This window comes from Streptomyces mabaensis (genome assembly GCF_053763515.1).
Window position 1 is genome coordinate 1 of the sequence record NZ_JBSOPZ010000006.1, and the last position, 20,958, is coordinate 20,958.

Consider the following 20,958-nt stretch of genomic DNA (forward strand, 5'->3'; position numbering starts at 1 on the left):
CATGTGTTAAGCACGCCGCCAGCGTTCGTCCTGAGCCAGGATCAAACTCTCCGTGAATGTTTACCCGTAATCGGGTGTCCACTCGCGTTGAGCGGAACAGTCGGTCGGAATAGGACCGACTGTCCACAGCGTCCTCGCTGTGTGGTTGCCTTCCGCAAGCGGAAGGACTTTCAAAGGAACCTCATCCACCGAGGTGGACGGGGTATCAACATATCTGGCGTTGACTTTTGGCACGCTGTTGAGTTCTCAAGGAACGGACGCTTCCTTTGTACTCACCCGCAGAACATTCTCTGGGGCTTTCCTCCGGGCGCTTCCCTTCGGTCTTGCGTTTCCGACTCTATCAGACTCTTTCGCGTCCGATTCCCAGTCGAAGTGGGATTCCGCTCGCCTTCCAGATATCCGCTTTCGCGTTTCCCTTTCCGGCGGTTCCGACATTATCAGATGCATTTCAGCCGAGCTAATCGGCTTCGAGATCCGGATAAGAAGTCGGAGCGCTCCCCGGGAAATTCGTTTCCGAGGGGGAGGCGTCATAGATTCTAGCACCGTCGCGGTCGAATGTGTCCATCCGAGGCAACCGTTCAAATCTACCTCCACGCACCACCCGTGTCAACAGGTCTTGCGAGGCGAGGAGGAGACTAACAGCTCAGATGCGCTCGACGCACATCAGGCCGCCGTGGGCAGCACCGCGCTGCGGTCCGGGGCCTCCACGTCGCCCGTCTCGCCGGCTCGCGCCGCCCTGCCGCCGACCACGTACACGTACGCAAGGAACGCCAGTTCAGCGACGACGCCGATGGCGATGCGCCCCCAGGTGGGCAGGCCCGACGGGGTGACGAAGCCTTCGATCACACCCGACACGAACAGAACCAGGGCCAGCCCGATCGCCATACCGATGGCCGCTCGGCCCTGCTCCGCCAGGGCTACGCGGCGCGAGCGCGGGCCCGGGTCGATGACCGTCCAGCCGAGGCGCAGACCCGTACCCGCCGCGACGAAGACGGCCGTCAGTTCCAGCAGGCCGTGCGGGAGGACCAGGCCGAGGAAGGTGTCGAGGCGGCCGGCGGACGACATCAGGCCGATGCCGATGCCGAGGTTGAGCATGTTCTGGAAGAGGATCCAGATCACCGGCAGGCAGAGGAAGGCGCCGAAGACGAGGCACATGGCGGCGGCCTGGGCGTTGTTCGTCCAGACCTGGGCCGCGAAGGAGGCGGCCGGGTGGCTCGAGTAGTACGTCTCGTACTGGCCGCCGGGGCGGGTGAGCTCGCGCAGTTCGGCCGGGGCCGCGATGGCGCCCTGGACTTCCGGGTGGGTGGCGATCCACCAGCCGATCAGGGCGGCGACCGCCGTGGAGAGGAGGGCGGTGGGCACCCACCAGTGCCGGCTGCGGTAGACCGCGGCCGGGAAGCCGTGGGTGAAGAAGTGGGCGGCGTCGCGCCAGGTCGAGCGGCGGGTGCCGGTGACGGTGGAGCGGGCTCGCGCGACGAGCTGGGTGAGGCGGCCCGTGAGCATGGGGTCGGGGGCGCTGGACTGGATCAGGGAGAGGTGGGTCGCCGTGCGCTGGTAGAGGGCGACGAGTTCGTCGGCCTCGGCTCCGGTGAGCCGGCGGCCCCGGCGCAGGAGATGGTCCAGGCGGTCCCACTCCGCGCGGTGGGCGGTCACGAAGACGTCGAGATCCATCCGGCTGCTGCTCCGCTCCAGGGTGCTGGTGACGTACCAACCGTACTGAGGCACGATTCCGGTCAGCTTGGCAGACTGGATGTTCCAGGGGCAGGGCAGGGAAGGGTGGGCTTCGGTGAATGAGCTGGTAACGGGGGACGCGGTCGTTCTGGGGCTGCGGCCGGCGAAGTTGCCGAGCCGGGCGCTGGCGCTCGTGATCGACCTCGCGCTCGTGTGGGCGGTCTACCTGATCGTGTCGGTCGGGCTGCTGGCTGCGACCGCGTCGTTGGACGAGGCGGCGGCAATGGCGGTGTCGATCGCGAGCTTCCTGCTGGTGCTGGTCGGCGCGCCGATCGCCGTCGAGACGCTCACGCACGGGCGGTCGCTGGGGAAGCTGGCCTGCGGACTGCGGGTGGTCCGGGACGACGGGGGACCGATCCGGTTCCGGCACGCTCTGGTGCGTGGGGCGATCGGCTTCGTCGAGATTCTGCTGACGTTCGGCGTGATCGCCTGTATCGCCTCCCTGGTGTCGGCGCGGGGGCGGCGGATCGGCGACGTGTTCGCGGGGACTCTGGTGGTACGGGAACGGGTGCCGGCCGCGCGGTCGGCGACGGTACCGCCTCCGCCGCCGTGGCTCGTGGGGCGGTTCTCGGCGCTGGACCTTTCCGGCGTGCCGGAGGGGCTCTGGCTTGCGATACGTCAGTACCTGACGCGGATGGGTCAGCTCGACGCACAGGTGAGCTGGTCGATGGCAGAACGGCTGGCCGGAGATCTTGCGGCCGCCACGGGGGCGCCGGCTCCGGAGGGGGTGCCGCCGGCGGCGTACCTGGCCGCGGTGGTGAACGAGCGGCAGGCGCGGGACGCGCGGCGGGCGTTCGGGGCGCCGGGTGGTCGTCCCGTACGCATGAGTCCCGGGAGCCTCGTGAGCCCTGCGGGCCATGCGGGTGCGGCTCCTGCCCATGTGCCGGCTCCTGCCCATGTGCCGGCGCCGGCACATGGTGCGGCTCCGGATCCTGCTCCGGTTCCGGCTGCCGGCCCCGCCGGACCGCCGGCCACCGGATTCGCGCCGCCCGCGTAACTCAGCTCACCCGGCGGGGAAGGCCGACGGCGGGCTTTCTAGGTCTTCGAGCTCGATCCCGGGCGCGGACAGGACCACGTCCCCCGCAATGTGGATCATGCTCTGCTCCCCGGTGTCCAGGGCGTTGACCTGGTATTCGTCCACCATCAGCACCCCACTGTCAGTGCCATGCGGTTCACTCCTCATCAACGCCCACGACTGATCCACCGTCCGCGGCGCCAGGACCGGATCAGTGAAGGCCACGAGACGGACTCGGGTCGCGGGGGAAGCGGGGGTGAGGCGCAACAGACGCGAGGTCGCGACGAGGAACGCGGGGGAGGTACCGGTGAAGGCATGGGCGGGGGCGTTGCCTTCGGTGGCATGGGCGCCGGTCGGGTCGGTGCGTACCCAGGTGACGCCGTCCAGGGCGGCGCCGCGCACCTGCCAGCTCGCGGCATGCAGTTCGAGACGGATGGGACGGCCGAGTTCGTCGATGGCCAGATCGATGGAACCCGCGTGATCACCGGAGGGGGTGGTGGTCTGGGCGACGTAACGCCAGCCGGACGGGCCGGGGGCGCAGTGGAAGTGCTCTTCACCGAGGGGGGTGTGATCGTGCGGGTCATGGAGCGAATAGCGACCGCGGGGCATCGTGCTGTGGGTCCTTCACGATCCGGAAACGGGGCAGGCCCCCGGCACGGGGGTGCGGGGGCCTGCCTTTACCTGGTTTCAGCGTGTCAGCGGTGACCGGCGACCGTCAGTAGCGGTAGTGGTCCGGCTTGTACGGGCCTTCGACCTCGACGCCGATGTACGCGGCCTGCTCCGGGCGGAGCGTGGTGAGCTTGACGCCCAGCGCGTCGAGGTGGAGCCGGGCGACCTTCTCGTCCAGGTGCTTGGGGAGCACGTAGACGTCGGTCGGGTACTCCTCGGGCTTGGTGAACAGCTCGATCTGGGCCAGCGTCTGGTCCGCGAAGGAGTTGGACATCACGAACGAGGGGTGACCGGTGGCGTTGCCCAGGTTGAGCAGGCGGCCCTCGGACAGCACGATGAGCACCTTGCCGTCGGGGAAGGTCCAGGTGTGGACCTGCGGCTTGACCTCGTCCTTGACGATGCCCGGGACCTGGGCCAGGCCGGCCATGTCGATCTCGTTGTCGAAGTGGCCGATGTTCCCGACGATCGCCTGGTGCTTCATCTTGGCCATGTCCGCGGCCATGATGATGTCCTTGTTGCCCGTGGTGGTGATGAAGATGTCCGCGCTCTCGACCACGTCGTCGAGGGTGGCCACCTGGTAGCCGTCCATCGCCGCCTGCAGGGCGCAGATCGGGTCGATCTCGGTGATGATCACGCGGGCGCCCTGGCCGCGCAGTGACTCCGCGCAGCCCTTGCCGACGTCGCCGTAGCCGAAGACGACCGCGACCTTGCCGCCGATCAGTACGTCCGTGGCGCGGTTGATGCCGTCGATCAGCGAGTGGCGGCAGCCGTACTTGTTGTCGAACTTCGACTTGGTCACCGCGTCGTTCACGTTGATCGCGGGGAAGAGGAGGACGCCGTCCCGCTGCATTTCGTACAGGCGGTGGACACCGGTGGTGGTCTCCTCCGTGACGCCGCGGATCTCGGACGACAACTGCGTCCACTTCTGCGGGGACTCGGTGAGCGTGCGGTTCAGCAGGCGCAGGATGTGGCCGTACTCCTCGCTGTCCGCGGTGGACGGGTCCGGGGCGGCACCGGCCTTCTCGAACTCGACGCCCTTGTGGACCAGGAGGGTGGCGTCACCGCCGTCGTCCAGGATCATGTTCGGGCCGCCGGTGGACGCGTTGGGCCAGGTCAGCGCCTGCTCCGTGCACCACCAGTACTCCTCCAGCGTCTCGCCCTTCCAGGCGAAGACGGGAACACCCTGGGGGTTGTCCGGCGTGCCGTTCGGGCCGACGGCGATGGCGGCGGCCGCGTGGTCCTGGGTGGAGAAGATGTTGCAGGAGGCCCAGCGGACCTCCGCGCCGAGAGCGACCAGGGTCTCGATCAGGACGGCGGTCTGCACGGTCATGTGCAGCGAGCCGGTGATCCGGGCGCCGGCCAGCGGCTGCGTGGCCGCGTATTCCTTACGGATCGACATCAGGCCGGGCATCTCGTGCTCGGCGAGAGTGATCTCCTTGCGGCCGAAGGCGGCGAGGGAAAGGTCGGCGACCTTGAAGTCCTGGCCGGTGGCGACAGTCGACATGCGAGCTGCTCCTCGTGGGTGGGTCGAGGGTGGGTACGGCTGGCTCTGCGGGCGACACTCGGGCACACGAATGCCCGGGACGACTCGCGGCGCAGTCCGTCGGAGGCCCTCTCTCCCTCGGCCGGCCCGCGCTGCGGACCGCCCGACCGCCATCAGCAGCGACGTCTGACACTGGTGACGAATCTACACCGATCGGCAGAGCGGGCCCCAGGCCGCCCGGGAATTGGCCCGTCTTCTTCGACGAAGGCCCCCGGCCGAGCGGCTGGGGGCCTTCGTTGTACGGAGATGCGTACGCGCGTACGGGTCAGTGCGCGGCGTCGGGGGCCGAGGAGCGGCCGGCCGCCGCCACCTTCTCGTCGTAGATGTCCGGCTCCAGGTAGATGACGCGGGCGATCGGGACGGCGGCCCGGATGCGCTCCTCCGCCGCGTTGATCGCGCGGGCGACCTCCGCCGCCGTCTCGTCGCTGCGCACGGCGATCTTCGCCGCGACCAGCAGTTCCTCGGGGCCGAGGTGGAGCGTGCGCATGTGGATGATGCGCGTGACCGAGGTGCCGTCCACCAGGGCCGTCTGGATCTTCTCGACGTCCTCGGTGCCCGCCGCCTCACCGAGCAGCAGCGACTTGGTCTCGGCCGCGAGCACGATCGCGATCACGATGAGCAGCACACCGATGCAGAGGGTGCCGATGCCGTCCCAGACGCCGTCGCCCGTGACCAGGGCGAGGCTGACGCCGGCGAGCGCGAGGATCAGACCCACCAGTGCGCCGAGGTCTTCGAGGAGGACGACCGGCAGCTCGGGGGCCTTGGCGCGGCGGACGAACTGCGTCCAGGACAGCGTGCCCCGGACCTCGTTCGACTCCTTGATCGCCGTACGGAAGGAGAAGCACTCCGCGATGATCGCGAAGACGAGGACTCCGACCGGCCAGTACCAGGCCTCGATCTCGTGCGGGTGCTTGATCTTCTCGTAGCCCTCGTAGATCGCGAACATGCCGCCGACCGAGAAGAGCACGATGGAGACGAGGAAGGCGTAGATGTAGCGCTCGCGCCCGTAGCCGAAGGGGTGCTGCGGTGTCGCCTCGCGCTTGGCCTTCTTTCCGCCGAGCAGCAGCAGCCCCTGGTTGCCGGAGTCGGCGACCGAGTGCACGCTCTCGGCGAGCATCGACGACGATCCGCTGAAGAGGAATGCCACGAACTTGGCTACAGCGATGGCGAGATTGGCGACGAGCGCCGCCACGATCGCCTTGGTTCCACCTGACGCGCTCATGGGTGCAGGGTGTCCCTTCCTTGGTGCTGCGGCCCTGGCGCCGCGCTACGGCGGCACATTGTTGCAGGAGCCGGCGCGGACCCCGCGTCAGGCCACCACAGTCGCCCGGAAGACCGTGCCCGCGCCGGACAGGGTGACGGACTCGCCCGCTGGGACGAACACCGACTGGCCCGGGGTCAGGGTGACGGGGGGTCCGGGGGTCCTCCCCCGGGACGACACCGTGCCGGCCAGGGGCGCGCCGGCCGTGCAGAGCAGGATCTGCGGGGTGGCGCCGGGGAGTTGGCGCGGTGCGGCGCCTTCGGCCAGTACGTGACGGGACAGCCGGAACTCGTCGACGGGCGTCTCGTAGAGCTCCTCGCCGTCCGGTGTGGCCTCGGGGCGCAGGATGCCCGGCTCGGCCGGCTCGAAGCGCACGACGCGCAGCAGCTCGGGGATGTCGACGTGCTTGGGTGTCAGGCCGCAGCGCAGCACGTTGTCCGAGTTGGCCATGATCTCGACGCCGAGACCGCTCAGGTACGCGTGCGGGATGCCGGAGCCGAGGAACAGCGCTTCGCCGGGCTGGAGTTGGATGTGGTTCAGCAGCATGGCGGCGATGACGCCCGGGTCGCCAGGGTGGTGGTGCGCGAGGGAGGCGTACGGCTTGTACGGGCCGCCGAGGCGTTCGGCGGCGGCCGTGGCCTCGGCGACGGTGTGCGCCATCTCCTCGGGATCCGCGCCCAGTACGGCGGTCAGGACCTCGCGGAGGGCGGCCTCCTCGGGGTGCGCGCGCAGCAGGTCCGCGTACGGCTTGAGGGAGTCGACGTCGAGGCCGGAGAGGAGTCCGGCGGCCTCGGCCGGCGGCCGGAAACCGCACAGTCCGTCGAACGGGGTGAGCGCGCAGAGCAGTTCGGGCTTGTGGTTGGGGTCCTTGTAGTTGCGGTGCGGCGCGTCGAGCGGGATGCCGCGCCGCTCCTCGTCCGCGTATCCCTCCCGGGCCTGCGCGAGGTCCGGGTGCACCTGGAGGGAGAGGGGCGCGCCGGCCGCGAGGATCTTGAACAGGAAGGGCAGCCGCGGCCCGAACTTCGCCACCGCCGCCGTGCCCAGCTCGCCCTCGGGGTCGGCGTCGATGAGGGCGGACAGCGTGGTCCCGCCCGCCCCCCGGTCGACCCGGGACGGCGCACCGGGATGGGCGCCCATCCACAGCTCGGCCTGGGGCTCGCCGGTCGGTTCGACGCCGAGGAGTTCCGGGATGGCGGTCGTCGAGCCCCAGGCGTAGGGGCGGACGGTGTTGGAGAGGCGGTCCATTGCGTCTCTTCCTGGCTGCGTGCTGGCTTCGTGCGGGATACGTCGACCCCTGGGTCAAGCGTGCCCCGCAGAGGCGAGCGACAGGTAGACAGCAGCGAAATCCGTGACGGCGAGGAGTTCGGCGAGGGTTTCGAGTTCGCTGCCCTCCTCCGGTTCGAGCTCGCTGATGGAGGTGTCATGGCTCAGGGCGAGCTCGCGGGCGGCCGGGGCGGCGGTGAGTCCGCTCGTCGGCCGGTCGCGGAGCAGGACGACGCGGGCATGCAGCGCCTGCGACTCCTCCACCCGGTCGCGGAAGAAGTCGTCGGGGTCGGCGCCGGCGGCGTACGGGCCCGCGAGCAGTACCCCGTGCGCGGGCAGGGCCTGGGGCAGTTCGGCAGCGAGCGCGGGCCGCCCGGCGAGTTCGGCGAGTACGGCGGCGAACCGGCGTCCGGCGGGGCCCGCGCCCGCGCCCTCCGTCCAGATGAGCGGCAGCGAGTCGGCCAGCTCGGCGGCGAGGGTCTTGGCCGGGTTCCCGTACGTGGCGATGGCCGGGCCGCAGCGCTCGGCGGTGCGGTCGAGACGGTCGGCGACCCGCTGGAGGGCCTCGGGGGGTGCGGTGAGCAGGCCCACGCGGTCCAGGAGCAGCAGCAGGGGGGTGAGCAGGGCCCAGAGCGCGCCGGGGCCGGCGGACGCGGCGGTCTCGTCGTACTCCTCGAACGGCGCGGTCGCCATCGGTACGACCAGGCCGTGTACGCCGCCCACGGCCTCGCTCAGCGGTGAGCGCTGCGGGGCGACGGCGACGACGGTGCAGCCGCGCCGGTACGCCTGCTCGGCGAGCACGGCGAGGCCCGGCTCCGAACCGTCCGTCGTGGCGATGAGCAGCAGGTCCACCGAGCCCGCCCAGCCGGGCAGCGCCCAGCGCAGGGCGCCGGCGGCGGCCGCGACTCCGGTGGGGTGCAGGCGGCTGACCGGGCAGGAGGCGCCGGCCAGCGCGGCGATCAGGTCGGCGACACCGTTGGCCGCGGTCCCGGGTCCGGCGATCAGCACCGCTCGGGGCCGTCCGTCCGGCGTGATGTTGCCGAGGCCGGCCTCGGTGGCGTGCCGGGCGGCGGTGCGTACCCGTGCCCCGGCCTCCGCGGCCCCGCGCAGCAGACCGCGGCGGTCGGCGCGGGCCAGGGCCTCGGGGGCATCGAGCAGCGACTCGTCGAGCATGGTGGTGGAGCCTCCGATCGCCGTTTTTCTCCGTCGTGCGGGGTCGTACCGGTGCTGCTGCTCCGTACGGGTCTACGCGGGGCGGCGGGCCTCGTCGACGAGGAGCACGGGGATGCCGTCGCGGACGGGGTAGGCCAGGCCGCAGTCCTTGCCGGTGCAGATCAGCTCGGGGCTGTCGGAGGCCGACCGGTCGCTGAGCGGCGCGTGGCAGGCGGGGCAGGCGAGGATCTCCAGAAGGCCGGCTTCGAGCGGCATGGGGCGGGTCCCTTCGAGCATGCGGTTGGGGCCACGTCAGCCTACCGCCGGGCAGGCGCCCGCGCGGCCCGGCACACGCCACCCGCTCGCCCGCGCGGCCCGGCACATGCCGCCGCTCCCCCGGCGGGGGCCGGGGCGGGGCGGCCACCTGCGCCGCCCCGGCCCCGGCCCGTCCGGCAACGGATCAGGACCTGGGTCAGGCCCGGATCAGGGACAGGACCTCGTCCCGGATCCTGGCGGTCGTCGCCTCGTCCCTCGCCTCCACGTTCAGGCGCAGCAGCGGTTCCGTGTTGGAGGCGCGGAGGTTGAACCACCAGTCCCCGGTGGTCACCGTCAGGCCGTCGAGTTCGTCGATGGTGACGTCCTCCCGGTCCGCGTACGCGGCCTTCACCGCGGCCGTGCGGCCCGCCTGGTCGGCCACGGTCGAGTTGATCTCGCCGGAGCCGCGGTAGCGGTCGTACTGGGCCACCAGCTCGGACAGCGTGCCCTGCTGGCCGCCGAGGGCCGCCAGTACGTGCAGCGCGGCGAGCATGCCCGTGTCGGCGTTCCAGAAGTCCTTGAAGTAGTAGTGCGCCGAGTGCTCGCCGCCGAAGATCGCGCCGGTGCGGGCCATCTCCTCCTTGATGAAGGAGTGCCCCACCCGGGTGCGGACCGGGGTGCCGCCGTGCTCGCGGACGACCTCGGGCACCGACCACGACGTGATCAGGTTGTGGATCACCGTGCCGCCGCCGTGCTTGGCCAGCTCCCGGGCCGCGACCAGCGCGGTAATCGCGGACGGCGAGATGCCCTCGCCCCGCTCGTCCACGACGAAGCAGCGGTCGGCGTCCCCGTCGAAGGCCAGGCCGATGTCCGCGCTTTCGGCGAGGACCCGCGCCTGGAGGTCGGTGATGTTCTTCGGGTCGAGGGGGTTGGCCTCGTGGTTGGGGAAAGTTCCGTCCAGCTCGAAGTACATCGGGACCAGGTCGAGGGGCAGGCCCTCGAAGACGGTGGGCACGGTGTGGCCGCCCATGCCGTTGCCCGCGTCCACCACGACCTTCAGCGGGCGGATCGAGGTCAGGTCCACGAGGGAGCGCAGATGGGCGGCGTAGTCGCTCAGGGTGTCCTGCTGAGCGAGGGTGCCGGTCCGCGAGGCCGGCGCCGGCGCACCGGTGGCCGACCACTCCTCGACCAGCGCCCGGATCTCGGAGAGGCCGGTGTCCTGGCCCACCGGGGCGGCGCCCGCGCGGCACATCTTGATGCCGTTGTACTGGGCCGGGTTGTGCGAGGCGGTGAACATGGCGCCGGGCAGGCCCAGTTGCCCGGAGGCGAAGTACAACTGGTCGGTCGAGCACAGGCCGATCTCGGTCACATCGACACCACGCGCCGCAGCGCCCCGCGCGAACGCCCGCGACAGCCCGGGTGACGAGGGCCGCATGTCATGCCCGGTCACGATCGCTTCGGCGCCGGTGACCTGTACGAAGGCGGCGCCGAAGAGTTCGGCCAGTGGCTCGTCCCACTGGTCCGGGACCACTCCGCGCACGTCGTACGCCTTCACGATCTGCGACAGATCAACAGCCACGGCCATCCTCCTGAGTTCCCCTGGGGTCAGCTCAACCTACCCGCAAGAACTGAACGTCAGCTGTGCGGTGGAAGGCCGATCGGGATTGGCCGGTCAGGATTCGGGCGAACGCAGTACGCGCAGATGGCCGCGGCGGGTCTCCCCGCCGTAGCCGGCCGAGTGGTCGGAACCACGCGCGCCGTGGCCGCCGGCCTCCGCCGCGCGGTCGTGCGGCCGGGCGGCTTCCCGTACGGCGTTGGCGAGCGCTTCGAGATCGTCGCCGCTGGGGCGCGAGGGGGCGGAGCCGTCGGAGAGCCGGACGACCTCCCAGCCGCGCGGAGCGGTCAGGCGCTCGGAGTGCTCGGCGCACAGGTCGTAGCAGTGGGGCTCGGCGTAGGTGGCGAGCGGGCCGAGGACTGCGGTCGAGTCGGCGTAGACGTACGTCAGTGTGGCGACGGCAGGGCGGCCGCACGCGGTGCGCGAACAGCGACGTACAGGGCTCACGACGTTGGACGGTACCGCACTCTTGAGCGGGCCGCGACGACTCTCCCTCAGGTCACTCCACCGTGTCGTGGCGCGATCCCAACCCCACGGGCCCCAGGGGCAACTGGGTTGACCTGCGGGGAAATGAGGGCACTCCCGCCCTGTCGGCGATGATTGCCGTCACCACTCGGCCCAAAAGCCTTCAATCGAAGCGAGATCGCCGGTCACGGAAAGATCCGGAATCGAACCAAAGCTTGGCCGGAATGCTCAATGAGCGACATGCCGTATCTCGTCCGGCGGAGGCCGGCCGGCCCGGTCGGCCGGGGAGCTACGCTGCGTAAGTGATGGACTCCTCCGTACCGCCCGGCCCCACCGAGCCCCGACCGCGCCGCCGCGACCGCCACGGGCGCGGGATGCGCGGGCCCGTCGCCCCGCCGCAGGTGCCGCTGTCGGCCAGCCGCGCGGAGGTGTTCGGGGACCTCGTCCAGGATTCGGTGGAGCGCCTGGAACGGCGCTGGCCGCAGCTGGCGGAGGTCGAGTTCCTGGTGCTGGACGTGCCCGCGCCCGGCGGTCCGGACAGCGGGTGGAACGACGAGGCGGTTCCGCTGGGCGGGCTGATCACCGCCCGCGAGGGCCGGCCCGCGCGGATCGTCGTCTACCGCCGGCCGGTGGAGATCCGTACCAAAAACCGTGACGAGCGCGCGATGCTCGTGCACGAGATCGTCGTCGAGCAGGTCGCCGAACTGCTGGGCCTGGCACCGGAATCGGTCGATCCGCGGTACGGGCAGGACTGACCGGGGGCGGGGACCGCCGGCCGGTCGCCCGGGTCCTCGCGGCCCGCGCCCGCTCAGTCGTCCAGTACCGACAGGTCCTGCACGGCGTGCGGCACCGCGACCATGCCCCGGTCGTCCGACAGCGTCTGGACCGTGAACATCGGGATGCCGTCCTCCGGGAGCTCCAGCGTGCGCGCCGCGTGCAGCGGGCCGCCCGACTCCGTCTCGACCGTCAGGGCGTACGAGCCCTTGAGCCCGGCCGGGACCGGCGGCTGGACAGCGAGCGTGGTGCCGCCCTTGACCGTGTACGTCTTGACCGTCTGCGCACCGGCCTCGGTGCCCGCCGACGCGGTCACCTTCACCTTCACGGTCGCGTCGGGGGCCACCAGGGACAGCACCGAGCCCTTGGCGCGGTTGTCGGCGACGGTCGCCCGCTCCCCCACCGGCCCGGCCGCCGGGATGAACGCGACTTCCTGCTTGTCGCCCGTGCCGCGCGTGACGCGCAGGGCCGCCACGACCGGGGTCGCTCGGCGGCCGTCGGCCGGCGTCAGCAGGAGGGAGCCGGCTTCGCCCTTGGTGACGTCCTTGAGGTCCAGCGACGCGGTCATACCGGACTTGACGTGCAGGTTCTCCGCACCGGCCGGGGTGATCGACCCGGTCGGGCCCGCCAGGCGCACCTTCAGGTCGGCGTCGTCCTGACCGGGCGCGAAGGCCACCAGCCGGGCCGAGGTGGCGTCCGCCGGGATGCCGGGGAGCACCAGGCCGGCCGCGGGGTCGGCGGCGGCCGGCAGCCAGTCGGATCCGGCCGTGTCGTCCATGGCCTGGACGGAGGCCCCGACGCGGCCGGTGCGGGTGCTGACGTGGACCGTCACATCGGGTGAGGCGGTGCCGGTGAGGGTGGAGAGCAGGACGGGGACGGAGGACTTGGCGGGCACCGGGATGCCTTCGCCGGCCTCGGCCTTGAGGGCGCCCTCGGGGCCGTACAGCTCGATGTCGACGACAGCGGCGGTGTCGTCGGGGTTGGTGAGGTGGACGTAGTCCTGGCGCTCCTTCGCGGTGCTCGCGGCGGGGAACCAGAAGTCGGTGTCGGGGGCGGTGCAGCCGGCACCGAGCACGCCGCGGGCTCCGCCGACGGTGACCGTGGTGGTCTGCTGGGCGGTCCAGCCGGGGGCGAGCCGGCCCTCGGCGGCGCCGATGAGGGCGGGGGCCTCGGCGCCGGAGGCGGTGCCTGCGGCGGGCTTGCCGGGCGTCTTGACGGAGACGACGGGCTTGTCGGCGGCCGGCTTCCCGGTCGCGTTGTCGTCCTTCTCGCCGTTCTCGTCGTTCTCTGTGTCCTTCTCGTCCTTGTCCTTGTCGGCGTCCGGAGCGGCCAACGAGCTGACGGACGGAACCAGTTGCGCGGTGCCCGCCTTGGCAGAACCGTCCGCCGCGCCGGCCGCGGGCGTGAAGGACGTGTACGTCGTCTCGGCGAGGTCCGACGTGCTGGGCGCGGGGCACAGCAACGAGGAACGCTCGACCGGCAGCCGCGCGGCCGCCTTGGCGGCCGGGGCGTCCGGGTCGCCGGGCGCGGTGAGCGCGGCGAAGCCGGTGACGGCGGCGAGGGCCGCGGCGGCCGCGACGAGGGAGAGGGCGGGGCGGTTCACTGGTTGTTGCTCCCGTCGGGGCGCGGCTGTTGTCCGTAGCCGTAGGGGTCGTACGAGCCGGGCGGGTAGGGCTGGGCGGGGTACTGCCCGCCATCGCCGTCGTACTCGGGTTGCGGGTACTGGCTTTCGCCGTACTGACCTTCGCCGTACTGCCCTTCGCCGTACTGCCCTTCGCCGTACTGCTCGTTGCCGTACTGCTCGTTGCCGTACTGGCCGCCTGCGTACTGGCCGTAGCCGTCGTCCGGCTCGTACGACTGCGTGGCCCATTCCCCCTGCTGCTGCTGAGGTACCGCCGCGTACGGGTCCTCGTACCCCGGGGCCTGCGCCGGGATCACGGCCGGCTCCTCCCGCCCGTCCCCGCCGGCCGGCGGCGCGGCCTCCGCCTCGGCCGCCGCCCGCAGCCGGCGGGCCCGGCGGCCCTCGCCCTCCACGGCCTGCGCGGGTACGGCGACGAGCTCCTCGGGCAGGTCGTCGTCGATCTGCCGGCGCCGCCCCGGCAGGGCCAGCACCAACAGCACGACCGCGAGCGCGCCTTGGGCCCAGATCCACGCCGAGTGGGCGACGGAGTCCTCGTAGGTCAGGTCCAACCGGCCGCCCTGCGCGGGCAGTTCGAAGCCCTGCGCCCAGCCGTCCACGGTCTTCTTCTCCAGCACCCGGCCGTCGAGCGTGGCCTGCCACCCCGGCGCCGCCTCGTCCGCGATGCGCAGCACGCGCCCGTCCGGGCCGGCCGGAATCTCGGTGTGCGCCTCCACCGGCTGGGAGGCGACCGGCAGCGGATCGTCGCCGGGCTTGCCGGAGACGATCACGGCCCGCGCGACCTGGCGGTCGACGCGCCAGAGCGCGCTGCCGTCCAGCTGGCTCAGCCGGCTCAGGCCCGGCGTGGCGTCGAGCACGCGGCTCATCTGGCGCGGGGCGCCGTCCCGTACCAGTACGTAGCGGACCGCGAAGCCGCTGAGCTGGCTGGTCTGGTCGGCGCCGGAGCCCGCGACCAGATTGGAGACGATCTTGTCGAGCCGGGCGTTGCTGCCGCCCGCCTCCGCCAGCTCCGCGTCACCGAGCCGGCCGCCGGACCCGCGGACCAGCGTGTACGAGACCTCGGCCGGCGACGTGCCGCCGAGCACCAGCGTGCGCGCCTGGTCGCGGGTGCCGCTCTCCTCCGCGACGAACGCCGGCACCTGTACGGGGTCCCGCCGTGTCAGCGGCCCGTCGGCGCCGCCGAGCATCCAGCCGGCTGCGGCCAGCAGCGGTCCCGCCGCGGCGGCCAGCGCGATCAGCGCGGCGACCGGCTGCCGCCAGCCGAAGCTCAGCGCGGTGACCCGCTCCCGTGCCCCTTCGGCGCCGAGCACGGCCGCGCTCAGCAGGGCGATGCCGTACACGAGGGTCGCCGGGCCCGCCCAGCCGGTCCGGTTGGCGAGGGCGGCGAACAGCAGCGCGACGAGCGCCACGGCCCAGGCCGTACGGATCGCGAACTGCCGCTCCCCGCGCAGCAGCGCCGCGAGCGCCGCCAGTACGACACCGATGAGCACCAGGCCGCCCGCGGCGCCCGGGCCGCCGGGACTGGTGCCGAGCAGGTCGAGGGCGGAGGCGGAGCCGGTGCCGAAGGCAAGGCCGGCCTCGCGGAAGAAGGCGGAGGGCCCGGTCAGCAGCGACAGCGACCAGGGTGCGAGGACGAGCACGGGGGTGGCGAGGGTGGCCAGGAAGCGCAGCCCGTACGCCGTGATGTCGTCCCGCTTCAGCGCCAGGCCGGCGATGCCGAGCACGAGGGCGATGAGCCACACGACCGGTGTGAACGCCATGGCGAGCGTCAGCAGGAGCGTGTACGTCCAGACCGCGCGCCAGCTGCCGCGCGCGCCCCCTTCCGCGCTCCCCTCCGCGCCGCGTGCGCTCCCGTCGCGCACCCCGTGCGCCGCGATGCCCGCCCGTGCGATGAGCGGCAGCAGGACCGCCAGTACGGCCGTACCGAGCCGGCCGCCCGCGAGCGCGCCGGTCGCCGCGGGCAGGAAGGCGTACGCGACGCTGCCCCAGGCCCGCAGCAGCCGCGACTCGACGAGCGGCCGCGAGGCGAAGTAGGCGGTGAGCCCCGCCAGCGGCACGGAGCAGACCAGCAGCACGGTCAGCGCGAGGCCGGTGGAGCCGAACAGCAGGCTGGACAGCGCGGCGATGACCGCGAGGTACGGCGGGGCCGCCTGGGTGCCGCCGGTGCCGACCGGGTGCCAGCCGTCGAGGTAACGGGACCACAGTCCGAACGGCTCGGCGGGCGCGGGCAGCAAGGCCCCGCCGGCAAGCGCGCCGCCGCCCAGCAGGGCGCGGCAGGCGACCAGCGAGACCAGCAGCAGTACGGCGAACAGGACGGGGGCCGGTTTGCGCGCGATCCGCTTCAGCCGCGCGAACTGCTCGATCTCCAGGTAGTCGGCGTCGTCGCCGCCGGGGCCGGACTCGACGGCCCCGTGCCGCCCCGCGGAGGCGGAGTCGGGGTCGGCCCGGCCGCCGAAGTTCCCGGCGACCTGCTCGACGGTGGCCCGGACGGTCGCGCCGGGCGGCGGGAACAGCGGCCGCAGCTCGCTCGCCTCGACGGCTCCGCGGCCGCGTCTGCGCCGCGCGGCCAGGATCTTGCCGGGCCGCAGCAGGGTGCCGATCAGACCGGTGACCTCGTCGACGGCCTGACCCGGCACCTTGCCGACCAGATAGGCGAGGGTGCGCAGCAGGGTGCCGAGCACCAGGCGCAGCAGTACATAGGGGAGCGCCGCGCCGCGCGCGTTGACGAGCAACGTGTAGACGGCGCCCGCCTTGTCGACGCGGTGCGGGTTGGCCACCGAGCGGCCGGCGCAGTCGATCGGCCGCCGTTCCCTGGCGGCCGCCTCCGCGTGCCGCAGTACCGCGTCGGGGGCGACCTTGACCTGGTGGCCGGCCGCGTGGGCGCGCCAGCACAGGTCGACGTCGTCGCGCATCAGCGGCAGCCGCCGGTCGAAGCCCCCGAGCTGCTCCCAGACATCGCGCCGGATGAGCATGCCCGCGGTGGAGACGGACAGGACGGGGCGCACGCTGTCGTGCTGGCCCTGGTCCTGCTCGCGCCGGTCGAGTCCGGTCCAGCGGCGGCCGCTGTTGGCGATCGAGACGCCGACCTCCAGCAGCTGCTTGCGGTCGTACCAGCCGCGGAGTTTGGGGCCGACGACGGCGGTGGACGGGCTGCCGTCGGCGACGCGCAACAGCTCGGCGAGGGCGTCGGGCTCCGGCGCGCAGTCGTCGTGCAGGAGCCACAGCCACTGCACGGGCTCGCCGTGCGGCAGTTCGGGCATGTCGTAGGCGTCGTCGCGCCAGCTGCGGCTGACCGGGTCCCAGCCGCTGGGCCGCTTCAGGTACGGCAGGTCGTCGGGCGTGAGCACGCCGGCGGTCCGGACCGCCTCGTCGACGGCCGTACCGAATCCGCTGCGGCGCGCGAGGTGCAGGACGCGCTCGGCGCCCAGCGCTTCGGTGAGCAGCCGGGCCGAGTCGTCGGCGCTGCCGGTGTCGGCGGCGATGACGTTCTGTACGGGACGCTCCTGGCCGAGCAGCCCGGCGAGCGCCTCGGGCAGCCAGCGCGCTCCGTCGTGCGAGACGACGACGGCGGTGACGACATGCCGCGGAAACTCTGGGGCTGCGGCCGCGTAGGGGGCCGCCGAGTGGCTGTGCACGGACATCGCGGTACGGGCCCTCCGGCCGGGGTCCGGGGGTCGCGCCCCCGAAAGGCTGCTGTGTGACTGCGGTTCGCGTCCCGCGCCCGTGGGGGGCGTTGGTGCGTCTCGGACGGGGCCCCACCCTAACGGTCCACAACAGCGACGGTCCGCCGCCTGCGGGGAAGGTGCAGGGGACGGACCGTTCGTTACGTACGGCTTGTGCTGTTTGGTCACACAGCGATCCGCCGGCGCCGGAAAGCGTCAGACGGCGGCCTTCTTCAGTCTCCGGCGCTCACGCTCGGAGAGCCCGCCCCAGATGCCGAATCGCTCGTCGTTGGCGAGGGCGTACTCGAGGCATTCGGAGCGGACCTCGCAGGCGAGGCAGACCTTCTTGGCCTCGCGGGTCGATCCGCCCTTCTCGGGAAAGAAGGACTCGGGGTCGGTCTGGGCGCACAGTGCGCGCTCCTGCCATCCGAGCTCTTCGTCCGCCTCGTCGACCAGCAGTTCCTGAAACAGCTCGGTCATGTGCGCCCCTCGTCTGTCTTTGCGTCCCCGTGATGTTGCCGTTACCGAATCCGGCTGAACGACACGAGTGAAATTACAAGTGTGTGGATCCGGGCCAGTCAAGCCGAGATCTGCTATTGGGCCCCTTATTCACTCTGCGGAACCAAGGCTATGCGGAAAGTGTTCATATCGCCAAAAACCATGACACATGCCAATGGCCCATCCGCGTCACCCTCACCCGCACAAGATCACGAGACCGCAACGACGTTTACGGGTGCGGTTGCTGCGCACCTCTCCTGGTCACCGTGTGCACAAACCTTTCTCCCGGAGGAGCAACCGGATGAGGTGAAAGTTTTCCCCCCAATCGGACATTGGGTTGACAACGGCAGAAGGAGTCCGGTCTCCTTGTCTGCATGTCAGCGACCGCAGCGCACTCCCGGACCCCCCAGCGTGGGTTCCGCAGCGCTGTCCAGGCGCGCTGTTGCTGTTCCAGCTGTTGATGCCACCGCGCTCCAGCTCATCTCTTCATCTCTGCGACACCCCTGCACTCATGCCGAGGAACCCCCGCACCATGAACAGCGACAGTGACCTTCAGATCGCCGGCGACATCCTCGCCGTACAGCACCTTCTCCAGCCCGCTGCCGAGCACCCGGCCACCGTGGCCGAGTTCGCCGGACTGGCCCGCTCCATCGCCGCCGACCGGGCGCAGTGGGAGCACCTCGTCGAGTACGACGCCACCTCCCGCTGGTACCACCGGCTGCGGACCGGCCCCGGTTACGAGGTCTGGCTGCTGAGCTGGGTCCCCGGCCAGGGCAGCGGCATGCACGACCACGGCCGCTCCTCCGGCGTACTCACCGTCCTCGACGGCGAGCTGACCGAGCACACCGCGCGCGGTGCGCGGTCCCACGGCGCCGGCGCGCAGCGGGTCTTCGCGCCCGGTTACGTCCACGAGGTCGTCAACGACTCCCTCGAACCGGCGGTCAGCCTGCACGTCTACTACCCGGGCCTGACGGAGATGCCGATGCACTCCCCCCAGTGCTCCCCGGCGGCCCAGGACGCCTTCGTCGCCTGACAGACTGCTGCGTATGCGCATTGTGGTTCTGGCTGGCGGCATCGGCGGCGCCCGTTTTCTTCGCGGTCTGAAGTCGGCCGCCCCCGAAGCGGACATCACCGTCATCGGCAACACCGGAGACGACATCCATCTGTTCGGGCTGAAGGTCTGTCCCGACCTCGACACCGTGATGTACACGCTCGGCGGCGGCATCAACGAGGAGCAGGGCTGGGGGCGTGCCGACGAGAGCTTCCGGGTCAAGGAGGAACTCGCGGCGTACGGCGTCGGACCCGAGTGGTTCGGGCTCGGCGACCGCGACTTCGCCACCCACATCGTCCGTACCCAGATGCTCGGCGCGGGCTACCCGCTGAGCGCGGTCACCGAGGCGCTCTGCGCCCGCTGGAAGCCCGGCGTACGGCTGCTTCCCATGTCCGACGACCGGATCGAGACGCACGTGGCCGTCACTGTGCCCGACAGCGGCTCCGCCGCGGGGTCCGGCGAGCGCAGGGCGATCCACTTCCAGGAGTACTGGGTGCGGCTGCGGGCCTCCGTCGAGGCGCACGCGGTCGTCCCGGTCGGCGCGGATCAGGCCAAGCCGGCGCCCGGCGTGCTGGAGGCCATCGCGGAGGCGGACGTGATCCTCTTCCCGCCGTCCAACCCCGTCGTCAGCGTGGGCACCATCCTCGCCGTACCGGGCATCCGCGAGGCCATCGCCGAGGCCGGGGTACCGGTCGTCGGCCTCTCCCCCATCGTCGGTGACGCGCCCGTGCGCGGGATGGCCGACAAGGTGCTGGCGGCGGTCGGCGTCGAGGCGACGGCCGCGGCGGTCGCGCAGCACTACGGCTCCGGGCTGCTCGACGGCTGGCTCGTCGACACGGTGGACGCCGGTGCGGTGGACGCGGTCGAGTCGGCCGGTATCCGCTGCCGTGCCGTACCGCTGATGATGACCGACCTCGATGCCACGGCCGCCATGGCCCGCGAGGCGCTGGCGCTGGCCGAGGAGGTACGGGCGTGAGCTCGCCGTCCTTCCGGGTGTGGGCGCTGCCGGGGATCCCGGAGGTCCGGGCGGGCGACGACCTGGCCAAGCTGATCGCCGCCACGGAGCCCGGCCTGGCCGACGGCGACGTCCTGCTGGTCACCTCGAAGGTCGTGTCGAAGGCCGAGGGCCGGATCGTCGAGGCGTCCGACCGCGAGGCCGCCATCGACGCCGAGACGGTACGGGTGGTCGCGCGGCGCGGCACCCTGCGCATCGTCGAGAACCGGCTCGGCCTGGTCATGGCCGCGGCCGGCGTCGACGCGTCCAACACCCCTGCGGGCACTGTGCTGTTGCTGCCGCTGGACCCGGACGCCTCGGCCCGCGCGATCCGGGACGGGCTGCGGGACACGCTCGGCGTGAATGTCGGCGTCCTCGTCACGGACACCTTCGGCCGGCCCTGGCGCAACGGCCTGACCGATGTCGCCATCGGCGCCGCGGGCGTCCAGGTCCTCGACGACCTGCGCGGCGGCACCGACACGTACGGCAATCCGCTGAGCGCGACCGTCGTCGCGACCGCCGACGAACTCGCCGCCGCCGGCGACCTGGTCAAGGGCAAGGCCGGCGGACTGCCGGTCGCGGTGGTCCGCGGTCTGCCCCATCTCGTGGCGGACACCCCCGATCTCGTGACGGACACACTGGCGGGTGCCCGGGCCATGGTCCGGCCGGCCGCGGACGACATGTTCCGCGCCGGTACGTCCGAGGCGGTACGCGAAGCGGTGGCCCTGCGGCGCACGGTGCGGGAGTTCACCGACGAGCCGGTGGACCCGGGCGCGGTGCGCCGCGCTGTCGCGGCGGCGCTCACGGCGCCCGCGCCGCACCACACCACGCCGTGGCGGTTCGTACTCCTGGAGTCGGCGGAGTCCCGTACCCGGCTGCTCGACGCGATGCGGGACGCGTGGATCGCGGACCTGCGCGGCGACGGCTTCACCGAGGAGTCGGTCGCGAAGCGGGTGCGCCGCGGCGAAGTGCTGCGCCGGGCGCCCTACTTGGCCGTCCCGTGCCTGGTCATGGACGGCTCGCACACCTACCGCGACGACCGGCGCAACGCGGCCGAGCGCGAGATGTTCGTGGTCGCGGCGGGAGCGGGCGTCCAGAACTTCCTGGTGGCGCTGGCCGGCGAGCGGCTCGGCTCGGCGTGGGTCTCGTCCACGATGTTCTGCCGCGATGTCGTACGGGACGTCCTGGACCTCCCGGCCGGCTGGGACCCGATGGGAGCGGTGGCCGTGGGCCACCCGGCGGCCCCGCCGAAGGACCGGCCGGGCCGGGAGCCGGGGGACTTCATCGCAGTGCGGTAGGCGTGCCGCCCGCCCACCGAGGAGTTCTCAGGCGGGCCAGGAGCCGGGCTCGGCCAGCCGGGCCGCCAGCACG

At 72.0% G+C, this 20,958-nt stretch carries 17 protein-coding genes; 5 read left to right on the forward strand and 12 right to left on the reverse strand.

Features of this window, described 5'->3' with window-relative positions; translation table 11 throughout:
- Positions 1-663: 663 nt before the first annotated feature.
- Entirely contained in the window at positions 664-1,671 is a 1,008-nt protein-coding gene (locus ACWV17_RS06945) for a stage II sporulation protein M (protein WP_455359070.1), read from the reverse strand.
- A 79-nt stretch (positions 1,672-1,750) separates the two neighbouring features.
- Between ACWV17_RS06945 and ACWV17_RS06950 the strand changes: the two genes are divergently transcribed.
- Complete coding sequence (locus ACWV17_RS06950) at positions 1,751-2,728, forward strand: RDD family protein (RefSeq protein WP_455359071.1); 978 nt, start codon at positions 1,751-1,753, stop codon at positions 2,726-2,728.
- Between the two features lie 6 nt (positions 2,729-2,734).
- Here the strand turns inward: ACWV17_RS06950 and ACWV17_RS06955 are convergent, their stop codons facing one another.
- From ACWV17_RS06955 to ACWV17_RS06990, 8 genes are all read right to left on the reverse strand, one after another.
- Positions 2,735-3,355, reverse strand: coding sequence for a hypothetical protein (locus tag ACWV17_RS06955; protein ID WP_455358918.1), 621 nt, complete (start codon positions 3,353-3,355; stop codon positions 2,735-2,737).
- Positions 3,356-3,461: 106 nt separating this feature from the next.
- Entirely contained in the window at positions 3,462-4,919 is a 1,458-nt protein-coding gene (gene ahcY / locus ACWV17_RS06960) for an adenosylhomocysteinase (RefSeq protein ID WP_455351466.1), read from the reverse strand.
- A gap of 304 nt (positions 4,920-5,223) precedes the next feature.
- Positions 5,224-6,180 (reverse strand): cation diffusion facilitator family transporter, encoded by a 957-nt coding sequence (locus ACWV17_RS06965; RefSeq protein WP_455358919.1) that lies wholly within the window; start codon positions 6,178-6,180, stop codon positions 5,224-5,226.
- Between the two features lie 87 nt (positions 6,181-6,267).
- On the reverse strand, positions 6,268-7,464 hold the full coding sequence (gene manA, locus ACWV17_RS06970) for a mannose-6-phosphate isomerase, class I (RefSeq protein ID WP_455358920.1): 1,197 nt from the start codon (positions 7,462-7,464) through the stop codon (positions 6,268-6,270).
- 54 nt (positions 7,465-7,518) lie between these two features.
- On the reverse strand, positions 7,519-8,655 hold the full coding sequence (locus ACWV17_RS06975; RefSeq protein ID WP_455351463.1) for an SIS domain-containing protein: 1,137 nt from the start codon (positions 8,653-8,655) through the stop codon (positions 7,519-7,521).
- A 72-nt stretch (positions 8,656-8,727) separates the two neighbouring features.
- Positions 8,728-8,910, reverse strand: a complete 183-nt coding sequence (locus ACWV17_RS06980; RefSeq protein ID WP_455351462.1) for a Trm112 family protein — start codon at positions 8,908-8,910, stop codon at positions 8,728-8,730.
- Positions 8,911-9,106: 196 nt separating this feature from the next.
- Positions 9,107-10,468, reverse strand: coding sequence for a phosphomannomutase/phosphoglucomutase (locus tag ACWV17_RS06985; RefSeq protein ID WP_455358921.1), 1,362 nt, complete (start codon positions 10,466-10,468; stop codon positions 9,107-9,109).
- A 93-nt stretch (positions 10,469-10,561) separates the two neighbouring features.
- The gene (locus ACWV17_RS06990; protein ID WP_455351502.1) at positions 10,562-11,002 is read right to left on the reverse strand and encodes a DUF3499 domain-containing protein; all 441 of its coding nucleotides are present in this window, start codon (positions 11,000-11,002) and stop codon (positions 10,562-10,564) included.
- Between the two features lie 272 nt (positions 11,003-11,274).
- Here ACWV17_RS06990 and ACWV17_RS06995 point away from each other — a divergent pair, with 272 nt between their 5' ends.
- Positions 11,275-11,724, forward strand: a complete 450-nt coding sequence (locus ACWV17_RS06995) for a metallopeptidase family protein (protein WP_455351501.1) — start codon at positions 11,275-11,277, stop codon at positions 11,722-11,724.
- A gap of 53 nt (positions 11,725-11,777) precedes the next feature.
- On the opposite strand, the gene ACWV17_RS07000 is transcribed toward ACWV17_RS06995, so the two are convergent.
- The 3 genes from ACWV17_RS07000 to ACWV17_RS07010 all read right to left on the reverse strand — a co-directional run bounded on the left by ACWV17_RS07000 (position 11,778) and on the right by ACWV17_RS07010 (position 17,524).
- Positions 11,778-13,346 (reverse strand): DUF5719 family protein, encoded by a 1,569-nt coding sequence (locus tag ACWV17_RS07000; protein ID WP_455358922.1) that lies wholly within the window; start codon positions 13,344-13,346, stop codon positions 11,778-11,780.
- Positions 13,343-17,023 carry a glycosyltransferase gene (locus ACWV17_RS07005; protein ID WP_455358923.1) on the reverse strand — a complete coding sequence of 1,227 codons (3,681 nt, stop codon included), beginning with the start codon at positions 17,021-17,023 and terminating at the stop codon, positions 13,343-13,345. Before ACWV17_RS07005 ends, ACWV17_RS07000 begins: the two co-directional genes overlap by 4 nt.
- A 237-nt stretch (positions 17,024-17,260) precedes the next feature.
- The gene (locus tag ACWV17_RS07010) at positions 17,261-17,524 is read right to left on the reverse strand and encodes a WhiB family transcriptional regulator (RefSeq protein ID WP_119102212.1); all 264 of its coding nucleotides are present in this window, start codon (positions 17,522-17,524) and stop codon (positions 17,261-17,263) included.
- Positions 17,525-18,074: 550 nt separating this feature from the next.
- Between ACWV17_RS07010 and ACWV17_RS07015 the strand changes: the two genes are divergently transcribed.
- The 3 genes from ACWV17_RS07015 to ACWV17_RS07025 are packed head-to-tail and all read left to right on the forward strand — an operon-like array spanning position 18,075 to position 20,885.
- Entirely contained in the window at positions 18,075-18,575 is a 501-nt protein-coding gene (locus tag ACWV17_RS07015; RefSeq protein ID WP_455358924.1) for a cysteine dioxygenase, read from the forward strand.
- A 13-nt stretch (positions 18,576-18,588) separates the two neighbouring features.
- Positions 18,589-19,569 (forward strand): 2-phospho-L-lactate transferase, encoded by a 981-nt coding sequence (gene cofD, locus ACWV17_RS07020; RefSeq protein WP_455358925.1) that lies wholly within the window; start codon positions 18,589-18,591, stop codon positions 19,567-19,569.
- Positions 19,566-20,885, forward strand: coding sequence for a coenzyme F420-0:L-glutamate ligase (locus ACWV17_RS07025; protein ID WP_455358926.1), 1,320 nt, complete (start codon positions 19,566-19,568; stop codon positions 20,883-20,885). Before cofD ends, ACWV17_RS07025 begins: the two co-directional genes overlap by 4 nt.
- Positions 20,886-20,958: the final 73 nt, after the last annotated feature.

What these genes read in the sequence shown, in the direction of transcription:
- ACWV17_RS06945 (WP_455359070.1), bottom strand. Translation starts at nt 1,671, where the DNA reads ATGGATCTCGACGTCTTCGTGACCGCCCACCGCGCGGAGTGGGACCGC.
- ACWV17_RS06950 (WP_455359071.1), top strand. Translation starts at nt 1,751, where the DNA reads ATGTTCCAGGGGCAGGGCAGGGAAGGGTGGGCTTCGGTGAATGAGCTG.
- ACWV17_RS06955 (WP_455358918.1), bottom strand. Translation starts at nt 3,355, where the DNA reads ATGCCCCGCGGTCGCTATTCGCTCCATGACCCGCACGATCACACCCCC.
- ahcY (WP_455351466.1), bottom strand. Translation starts at nt 4,919, where the DNA reads ATGTCGACTGTCGCCACCGGCCAGGACTTCAAGGTCGCCGACCTTTCC.
- ACWV17_RS06965 (WP_455358919.1), bottom strand. Translation starts at nt 6,180, where the DNA reads ATGAGCGCGTCAGGTGGAACCAAGGCGATCGTGGCGGCGCTCGTCGCC.
- manA (WP_455358920.1), bottom strand. Translation starts at nt 7,464, where the DNA reads ATGGACCGCCTCTCCAACACCGTCCGCCCCTACGCCTGGGGCTCGACG.
- ACWV17_RS06975 (WP_455351463.1), bottom strand. Translation starts at nt 8,655, where the DNA reads ATGCTCGACGAGTCGCTGCTCGATGCCCCCGAGGCCCTGGCCCGCGCC.
- ACWV17_RS06980 (WP_455351462.1), bottom strand. Translation starts at nt 8,910, where the DNA reads ATGCCGCTCGAAGCCGGCCTTCTGGAGATCCTCGCCTGCCCCGCCTGC.
- ACWV17_RS06995 (WP_455351501.1), top strand. Translation starts at nt 11,275, where the DNA reads ATGGACTCCTCCGTACCGCCCGGCCCCACCGAGCCCCGACCGCGCCGC.
- ACWV17_RS07005 (WP_455358923.1), bottom strand. Translation starts at nt 17,023, where the DNA reads ATGTCCGTGCACAGCCACTCGGCGGCCCCCTACGCGGCCGCAGCCCCA.
- ACWV17_RS07010 (WP_119102212.1), bottom strand. Translation starts at nt 17,524, where the DNA reads ATGACCGAGCTGTTTCAGGAACTGCTGGTCGACGAGGCGGACGAAGAG.
- ACWV17_RS07015 (WP_455358924.1), top strand. Translation starts at nt 18,075, where the DNA reads ATGAACAGCGACAGTGACCTTCAGATCGCCGGCGACATCCTCGCCGTA.
- cofD (WP_455358925.1), top strand. Translation starts at nt 18,589, where the DNA reads ATGCGCATTGTGGTTCTGGCTGGCGGCATCGGCGGCGCCCGTTTTCTT.